The sequence below is a fragment of the Treponema sp. R6D11 genome (genome assembly GCF_054786075.1).
In genome coordinates this window covers 1-675 of record NZ_BDHD01000632.1, presented here as the reverse complement: position 1 = coordinate 675, position 675 = coordinate 1, and the positions used below count along the sequence as shown (strand labels likewise).

General features: G+C 42.7%; 1 protein-coding gene. It reads right to left on the bottom strand.

Going from position 1 to position 675, the window contains the following annotated elements:
• Positions 1–16 precede the first annotated feature (16 nt).
• Positions 17–675 (bottom strand): MATE family efflux transporter (locus tag ACYVTD_RS15170; RefSeq protein ID WP_461248542.1); only part of this gene is annotated, 659 nt, incomplete at its 5' end.

Genomic DNA, 675 nt, shown 5'->3' with positions numbered 1-675 from the left:
TCCTTTGCGTGCGGTTTTATGGTAGGCGTCGCTCCGAGCCACTCAGCCAAATGCCGCAGGAAAATTTTACGCAGATCCAGAATGCTTTTTTTACTCTGCTGTACAATTTCGCCCCGTAATTAAATCCGCACACAGGCTGAAACCCCTGACCAAACCCAAGAACAACCGACGTAGCAAACATGGCGATTCTGTTGGAAATTGAAATTGCGGCAATTGCCGCGTCTCCGTAAGATTTTGCAAAATGATTAATGATTATCGAAACAATACTCATAAGACTCTGCCTGATAAGAGCTGGCACTCCTCCCTTAAACATATCAGAGTAACGCTTTAAAGACGGAGAAAAATGCAAGAAATTGATTGGTATATTTCCCTTGCGCGTTGAACAATAAAAAAAGAGAATGCAAAAACTTGTTATCTGACTTATCAACGTAGCGAATGCCGCGCCTTTTACTCCCCATTTAAAAACAAAAATAAAAAGCGGATCAAGGAAAATATTTAAAATCGCTCCCGATAACATTCCAAACATAGCTATTGCGGCGCTTCCCTGAAATCGCAATTGCTGATTCAATACGGTAGCGGAAACTATCCAAGGGGAGGCAAGCAAAATAAAGAAAATATATTCCTTTGCGTGCGGTTTTATGGTAGGCGTCGCTCCGAGCCACTCAGCCAAATGCC